This window comes from Arthrobacter sp. BB-1 (assembly GCF_006151685.1).
GTDB lineage: Bacteria > Actinomycetota > Actinomycetes > Actinomycetales > Micrococcaceae > Arthrobacter.
Map to the genome: position 1 here is coordinate 202,356 of NZ_VDEV01000015.1, position 6,779 is coordinate 209,134.

The 6,779-nt window shown below is 61.6% G+C and carries 7 protein-coding genes; 5 read left to right on the plus strand and 2 right to left on the minus strand.

All coding sequences use genetic code 11. From position 1 onward, the window contains the following. Positions 1-5 precede the first annotated feature (5 nt). Positions 6-740: a ferredoxin reductase gene (locus FHJ30_RS09445; protein WP_240793650.1), complete on the plus strand. Its 735-nt coding sequence runs from the start codon at positions 6-8 to the stop codon at positions 738-740. After that, positions 740-1,072, plus strand: a complete 333-nt coding sequence (locus tag FHJ30_RS09450; protein WP_240793651.1) for a DUF6510 family protein — start codon at positions 740-742, stop codon at positions 1,070-1,072. The genes FHJ30_RS09445 and FHJ30_RS09450 overlap by 1 nt, the downstream gene beginning before the upstream one ends. A gap of 315 nt (positions 1,073-1,387) precedes the next feature. On the opposite strand, the gene FHJ30_RS09455 is transcribed toward FHJ30_RS09450, so the two are convergent. Then, positions 1,388-1,768, minus strand: a complete 381-nt coding sequence (locus FHJ30_RS09455) for a DUF1508 domain-containing protein (RefSeq protein ID WP_306669377.1) — start codon at positions 1,766-1,768, stop codon at positions 1,388-1,390. A 655-nt stretch (positions 1,769-2,423) separates the two neighbouring features. On the opposite strand from FHJ30_RS09455, the gene FHJ30_RS09460 reads away from it, so the two are divergent. The 3 genes from FHJ30_RS09460 to FHJ30_RS09470 all read left to right on the plus strand — a co-directional run bounded on the left by FHJ30_RS09460 (position 2,424) and on the right by FHJ30_RS09470 (position 4,982). Then, entirely contained in the window at positions 2,424-2,954 is a 531-nt protein-coding gene (locus FHJ30_RS09460; RefSeq protein ID WP_139029033.1) for a YbhB/YbcL family Raf kinase inhibitor-like protein, read from the plus strand. A 915-nt stretch (positions 2,955-3,869) separates the two neighbouring features. Next, entirely contained in the window at positions 3,870-4,181 is a 312-nt protein-coding gene (locus tag FHJ30_RS09465; protein ID WP_139029034.1) for a putative quinol monooxygenase, read from the plus strand. Positions 4,182-4,346: 165 nt separating this feature from the next. After that, the gene (locus FHJ30_RS09470; RefSeq protein WP_139029035.1) at positions 4,347-4,982 is read left to right on the plus strand and encodes a TMEM175 family protein; all 636 of its coding nucleotides are present in this window, start codon (positions 4,347-4,349) and stop codon (positions 4,980-4,982) included. A 546-nt stretch (positions 4,983-5,528) separates the two neighbouring features. Here FHJ30_RS09470 and FHJ30_RS09475 read toward each other — a convergent pair. Next, positions 5,529-6,692: a low temperature requirement protein A gene (locus FHJ30_RS09475; protein ID WP_139029036.1), complete on the minus strand. Its 1,164-nt coding sequence runs from the start codon at positions 6,690-6,692 to the stop codon at positions 5,529-5,531. Positions 6,693-6,779: the final 87 nt, after the last annotated feature.

Genomic DNA, 6,779 nt, shown 5'->3' on the forward strand with positions numbered 1-6,779 from the left:
GTGCCGTGAGCAGCCAGTGGCAGGTCGCCGAAGTGGTGGGCGGGTTCCCGGAAAATGCCACTGCCCGGACCATTACCCTGCGTGTGGATGGTTTGACGGGACACTTGGCCGGCCAGCACATCGACATCCGCCTCACCGCCGAGGACGGGTACGCCGCAATCCGCTCTTACTCCGTGGCATCGGCAGGTATGGATGAGCATCTGGACATCACCGTTGACGAGCTGCCCGACGGCGAAGTGTCACCGTATTTGGTCCGGGACCTGGCCGTCGGGGACAGGCTGGAAATCCGCGGGCCGGTGGGCGGCTGGTTTGTCTGGAGGCCCAGTAACGCGAATCCTGTACAGCTGATCGGGGGAGGGTCAGGTGTGGTGCCGCTGATGTCGATGATCCGCGCCCATCAGGTTTCCTCCAGCGAGTCTCCTTTCAGGTTGCTCTATTCCCTTAAGTCACCGGAGACCTCGTTATACAGCGAGGAGCTGCGTCGGTTGGACCGGGAATCGGACAAGCTGATGGTCGACTATGTCTATACGCGGTTGGCCCCGGAAGGCTGGGCGGCCCCGCCGGGGCGCCTTACGTCGGATACGCTTCTGCGCAAGATCTTCCCGGCTGAGGAGAATCCGGATGTATTCATCTGCGGCCAAACGGTTTTCGTGGAGACCGTTGCGGACTGGCTGGTGAAGGCCGGCTACCCGGTGGCGTCGGTAAAGACCGAACGGTTTGGCGGGACGGGAGGCATCTGATGAACGGCGCGGACGATTTCGCTGTCCCCGACCCGGGCGACCAAGATATTGCAGCATCACCCCATGATCCGATTCCGTATCTGGACGGTAACGCAACGGCCGGGGCACTGTCGGAAGTGTTCCGCGTCGACATCATCGCGGCGCTCGCACGCTGCAGGCATTGCGGTTCAGTCAGGGCTTTTGGCGAGGCAATGGTGTTCGCCGACGCGCCCGGCATTGTGGTGCGCTGCCGCAACTGCCAGGGCGTGCTGCTGAGGCTGGTGGAAACACCAACCCAGTACTGGTTGGATCTGAGCGGCCTTAGCTACCTGGAGATCAACCGCGAGGAATAGGCCGCAGGAATCCTGCATCACCCAGGTCAGGAGGATGTGGTTGAGCAGGGAATCCCTGCTGGTCCTCCTTAACTTCTTCCATGACTGCACGCGCTGCGGCCACGCCGTGAAGGTCGGGCAGGTCCTTCTCCCTGCTCTTCGATTTTGCGGCGGAGGAAATCACGGGCGGTTTGTCTCATGATCCCGAGTGCTTCGCCAATCGGAGCCTTAGTCCGCGCGCCCTCAGGCGCAGGTTGATGACCCATCAGCGCCTGGCCGTGAGCAGCCCGACGGACTTCGCCGTCGCACGGCAGGCCTCCAGCGCTGCAACTTCCCTTACCTCCGTAAGGAACTGTGCTGGGGCCGCCCGTGTCTGGCCCGCGGGCTGAAACACCCGGGACCGGAGGCTGGTTCTCCGGCTACTGGAGCCAGTGGGGCACCGCCACGTGCCACAGGTTGCTGGCACATGTCGGTGATGTGGCCCATTCCGGCATACTCGCGCATGTCCCGGATTCCTGCCACGGCAGAGGCTTTGTCGGGGAAGGCGCGGGAGGTGGCCATTACTGCACCGTCGGGGCCTGTGATTCTGAACCTGAAGTTCGAGTCTTCGTCGTTGAAGAGTTCGAACATTCCTGCCATGGGTCTCCTCCCGGCCTGGCCACTGTCGCCGGCCTTGGTCCTTGTTGCCAGAAGGACAGCGCGACGTTGGGCTGCCATCTGGACGGTCTAGCGGATGCAAAAGACTTCAATCGTGGAAATCAGGGACGCCACGCGCCCCTTCGCCAATGTACGCGGCGCATCAGTTACTTGTCAGTAGAACTTTCCCTCCACAGCCACCGAATGTTCCCGCCGAACACAAGACCCTGCTGCAAGGGATCCTTCTGGAAGCCAGCCGAAGCCAGGAAAGGAACCTGTCTTGTTCGTCTGATGGCGACTGTGACCGCAGGCGAGGACCTTGGCGTTGAACTTCGCTCAACCGTTGGGAGGCTGCCTCCCCGACGCCTTAACTGCCCATCCGCTCGCCTGAGAAAACACAGGCAGCGTGCAATACGGCGCGGACTTGTCTGCATTGTGTGGCACTCCCGCCACACTTCAACGACCCCGATCCCGTCGCCAAGCGTACTTCACAGCAGATCATCATCCGACCTGTCCGGCTCTCCCGGACGGGAGCACCGTTTTCCGTTTTCCGCAGTGACTCTGACGGCATGGGGGGTACGGGCAGATGTTTAGTCCCGCGGTTCATTGTTTACCCGTATCGTGTTAGCACCAAACTCAGATTCAGGATTGGGCCAGCGCCGGTGAGAGAGCCGTCAGTGGCCTCGTTTCGATCGAACTGACGGGTGCGTAGCTTGACAGCAATTGAAAGGCAGCCATGAAAACACATGATCCATTTGCACCAACATCCGGGATCGAATCCTTCGAAGTCATCAGCGAATCCTTCGAGGATGGCCAGGTTCTTCCGGAAGCCCAACGCAGCGCCGTCCTGGGAGCCGGCGGGCGGGACGAATCGCCCCAGCTCACCTGGTCGGGCGCGCCTGAGGGAACCAGGAGCTACGCAGTCACCGTCTTCGACCCCGATGCCCCAGGCGCCGGCTACTGGCATTGGGCTGTGGTGAACATCCCGGCAGACGTCACGTCCCTCCCGGCCGGTGCAGGTTCCCGGGACAACTCCCGGTTACCGTCTGGTGCAGTGCAACTGAAGAACGATGCCGGATTTGCCGGTTTCGTGGGAGCTGCCCCGCCTCCCGGGCACGGTCAGCACCGGTATTTGCTGGTGGTTCATGCCGTGGATGTTGAGCGGCTGGACCTTCGCACTGGAGACGCCCCGGGCGCCCTGCAATCCGCGCTCTCCACCCACACCTTGGGCCGGGCGAGGCTGACGGGAACCTTCGAACGCCGCTAGGGCGTGTCTCCCAAGCCCTGAGGCGGTTGCCCGGAATGCATGATGCGTGTTTGGACTGATCGGCAGTCGGCCCTTATTTAGCCGTTACTGCCGTCTTCTATTTCTCGCCGGGATCGCCCTTTCCGGGACGACCGGCGGGTGGTCAGGGGCCTTGTATATCGATACCGCTGCGGGATCGCTCACCTGCGGTTCGGAGATGCTTCGAAGTGGCAAAAGAGAGTGTTGACACTGTCAACGCCTTCGGCGCCCGACTGGGCGATATATCGGCCGGACGGCCTTCGGATTGGTATTATTTTCGCGGCATCCCAGCGTTTGCAACAGCTGGAATGCAGTTCGAGTCCCACCTCGGGCACGGTGTTTTCCCTCGTCAGAGGGATTTTGCTTTGACCTGTGTACAAAGCTTGTGGTCGCGTCGCCCTGACGGCTGGTTCGCAGGCTTTGGCCCTGCCCGCCGCGGAGTCTTTTGGGTCCTCATCTCTGTTCCAAGCGACTGGCTGGGGTAAAGACAAAAGGCTGCACCTGTGGCTCGCAGGATGGGCGCCCCGCCCGTACTGGCGCAGGGGAATCGACGTTGCTGCTGATTGGCTAGCCGCCATGGGCGAAACTTCGTCAGCTACCAGTCAAGGACCCCTGATGCCAGCGGCCGTGACCCTGTAGTGAAAGCACCTGCCCGCCAGGTGCCGCGCCTCCGCAATTTCGCCTTCATACACTGGCGTTGGCGGAAGAAAATCGTGTCTTGTGGTGACCGGCGATCACTGGGACACTGGGCAGTGCGTCGCGCCGCTCCCTCGATAGTTGAGGAGGTGCCACGAGGCCTGCTCGGTACCATCCCAGCCGCAAAGCCGTTCCAAGGAGGCCCGCCATGAAAACTGTCGTGGAGTATGGAATCCACCAGGTCGAGCCGGGTGAGGGAGCATGATTGAAGTTGCATTGTCCGTGATCTTGAAGGCCAAGCCCGGCAAGGAGGAGGACGTCGCGGATTTCCTCCGCGGCGCGCGCTCCGTCGTCGAACAGGAGGAAGGTACGCGCGCCTGGTTCGCCCTCCAATTCGACGAATCGACTTTCGGGATCTTCGACGTATTCCCCGACGACGACGCCCGCCGGACCCACCTTTCAGGGGGTGTCGGGCAAGCACTTGCAGCTCAGGGGACAGAGCTGTTCAGCGCGGAACCGAACATACAGCACGTCGACGTGCTCGCATACAAGCTGCCCGGTGAAAGCGGATAGAGGCCTACCACGCGCCGTCGCAGCACGACTATGCTGCTTTCCTGCGTTCCATTTATCTGTGGCCCGAGGCGCCGGCGCGATGTTCGGCCACCGTTTTCCTCAGGCGTCGGCCGGCAAAGGCATCGGGCAGGAGGGCCTCCTCATGCACAGGCGTAGGAGCAAAGCGTGACACGTTCGGACACTAGCCGTGCCGAGGCGTTCAGCGACGCCGTTATCGCGATCGTTATCACGCTCCTGGTACTTGAGCTCACGCCGCCCGAAACCGAGCCAGGGGGGCTGCTGACTGGCTTGCTGGGTCAATGGCCGACATACCTGGCGTATGCGGCCTCCTATATTTACCTGGCCGTGATCTGGCTCAACCACAAATCCGCCTTCTCCCGTATCCGGGAGATGGACATCGGCCTGCAGTGGGCCAACCTGGGAATCCTCGCGACGCTCGCGCTTTTACCTTGGCCGACAACCGTGATCATCGATACCGCCAAGACGGGCAATCCTGCCGACGAACGGGTCGCTGTCGCGCTGTATGCGCTCGTTGGGGCACTGCTGTGCCTGTCATGGCTGGTGTTCTTCTCGCACCTGGCGCGGCATCCCGAGCTCACCGAGGAGGAGGTGGAGGAGTCATACTTCGCACGTGAGCGACCGCGTGCTCTTGCCGGGGTCGTGCTGTACCTCGCGGCGGGGACGGTGGGTGTCCTGGTCTATCCGCTGGTCGCATCGGTGATTTTCGTGATACTGCCCGTTTTCTACGGACTCACCAGCCACGGGCTCGACCATCGGCCAGCCTTCCTCCGAGGTCTGTAGACCAAATGGCAGGAAAGCGTTTAGGGCGGAGGCCGGCCAACCCGGTGGGTCCTGGACCCAAGGTGTGATGTCAGGGGCTACAACCCCCTTACCGCGCCAGTAGGCGCACCGCGCAGAACGTGGACCCGAGGCCAATCGGGTCCAGTGTTCTTCACCGGCACCCAGACTGCTGCCTGGTATTCGCCGGATTATCGGCCGGCATGCTCGTATCCGGCTAACTTATGAGACGAAGTTTGGCTGCACGCTGGAAGAGGACTGGGACGTAGCCGCGGGTTGGCCCGTCATTGAGCAGTTGATTCCTCGGTGACTATCTCCTCGACTCAGGCCGCAAGAGGCTCCGTCAATGCAGGCTTGGCGAGGGATCAGAGCCGCCGATGCCGCGTGTTTGCCTGACAGCCTACGCGAGCCGGGTCGGTGCCAGGGACAACACCCCCGGCTGCGAGGAATTAGCGGTGCTCTGGAGCACAGTTGGGGGAGGGGCTGGCAGAAGGCTCCTTAGGCTGTCAAAGCCAGCCCGGGATACATTCCCTGGCATTCAATAGGATGTCAGCGGGCTCCCTGTCGCGTTCGGCGGCGGCGGTTCACGGTGTCGGAAACTGCTACGCCTACGAGGGGAAGAACGGCTCCCGCGGCGGCAACGAAGGCGGGGAGGAGAAGGCTGAAATTTGCCAGCACCACCAAGGCTCCAATGCCGAAGAGATCAGATGAGTGGCGTAGGCCCAGTACCCGTCGAATAAAAAAGCCCCGGCTGGCAAGGAAGAGAGCCGGCCCACTAAAGAGAAGTAGAACTGTGGACAGATCGGGGCGGGCGGCCGGATCGCTGATCACGAGCTGATCACCAACCGCCACCAGGATCAGGCCTGCCAGTAACACGACCAAGGTGTTGCCAGCCAAAATGCCGGGCCGAAACTGATCATCGACAGAAGCAAGCTTTTCCAGGATGTCCTGTTCGAGGCCATGGAAGTAGCACCACCAGATCGCGACGCTTCCGGCCAAACTTATGGTTCCGGTCAGAAATATCCAGGGGTCGTCCAGATTGCCTGCAATGGCCAGACCGGTTGAAAGGATCGTCTCGCCGAGCGCGATCAGGTAGAACAACCCGAACCGCTCAAAGATCCTCTCTCCCGGGAGCGGGACCCGGCTTCCTTCGGTTTTCCGGCCCGGCAACCGGTGCGCCAGCATATGGCCGCCCAGATCGATCGCGGCAGCGACACCCCAGAACAGCAAACGCGGCCCCGGACCGAAGAAGACGCCGGCAATCCAAAACGGCGCACTCATACACCCCCAGATCAGAGTGCGCACGAAATGGTTGTGGGTAGTGCGGTCAAGTCCGACAGTCAGCATCCACGCACCCCGGCCCAGCTGGACCAGGAGATAGCTCGCAGCAAAAAGCCAGCCGAAGGCGCCAAACGCTGAGCCGATTGAGGCGTTCATGAACAATGTGACAAGCATGACGATCAGCAGCATCCACTGCACCTCAAGCCGCGAAGTTTCCAGCAAAGTCGCCGACCAGGTCGTGTACACCCACACCTTATAGACCGCAAGAAGAAGCACAAATGTCTCGCCGGCCCCAACCCAGGAGGGATGTTCCAGCAAATGGTGGGACAGCTGCGCTAGCGCGAAGACAAAGACCAGATCGAAGAATAGCTCGAGGCGTGTGACCCGGTCTCCTGAGGTCGCGGAACGCATCAGCGACCTGGCACGGAACATCAGTATCCTCCACTGGACCAGGAACGGACGGATTCGCCGCCCTGTTGTCGACAAGACTGACGACGGTCATCAAGAAAGTCAAGAGGG

Excerpts from the sequence above, each read along its gene's own strand:
- FHJ30_RS09450 (WP_240793651.1), top strand. The coding sequence starts at position 740 with ATGAACGGCGCGGACGATTTCGCTGTCCCCGACCCGGGCGACCAAGAT.
- FHJ30_RS09455 (WP_306669377.1), bottom strand. The coding sequence starts at position 1,768 with ATGGCAGCCCAACGTCGCGCTGTCCTTCTGGCAACAAGGACCAAGGCC.
- FHJ30_RS09460 (WP_139029033.1), top strand. The coding sequence starts at position 2,424 with ATGAAAACACATGATCCATTTGCACCAACATCCGGGATCGAATCCTTC.
- FHJ30_RS09465 (WP_139029034.1), top strand. The coding sequence starts at position 3,870 with ATGATTGAAGTTGCATTGTCCGTGATCTTGAAGGCCAAGCCCGGCAAG.
- FHJ30_RS09475 (WP_139029036.1), bottom strand. The coding sequence starts at position 6,692 with ATGTTCCGTGCCAGGTCGCTGATGCGTTCCGCGACCTCAGGAGACCGG.